Below are 381 nucleotides of genomic sequence, written 5' to 3' on the forward strand. Positions count from 1 at the left end.
CGGGCGTGGTCAGCAGGATGTCGGGCGGCACCAGCTTCTGGCGCTGGCGCTTGTGCGCCGGCGTGTCTCCGGTGCGCGTTTCGATGGTGACGGGCAGGCCGATCTCTTCCACCGGCTTGCCGAGATTGCGCTCGATATCGACGGCAAGCGCCTTTAGCGGTGAGATGTAGAGCGTGTGGATACCGCGACGCGCCTGGCCCGGCTTTTTCTTGGGCCGGTTGGCCAGTTCGGTCAGCGAAGGCAAGAACCCGGCCAGCGTCTTGCCAGCACCGGTCGGCGCAATCAGCAGGACTGATTGCCCGGCCTGGGCTTTTGCCAGAAGTTCGATCTGATGGGCGCGCGGCGACCAGCCTTTCTCGCCAAACCATCTGATGAATGGTT

Annotated in this window: 1 protein-coding gene; it reads right to left on the reverse strand. The window is 64.0% G+C overall.

The features are described 5' to 3' along the window. Positions 1 to 381 (reverse strand): DEAD/DEAH box helicase (locus EOB49_RS34850; RefSeq protein ID WP_127383556.1); only part of this gene is annotated, 381 nt, incomplete at both ends.

Source organism: Mesorhizobium sp. M7A.F.Ca.MR.148.00.0.0 (assembly GCF_003997735.1).
GTDB lineage: Bacteria > Pseudomonadota > Alphaproteobacteria > Rhizobiales > Rhizobiaceae > Mesorhizobium.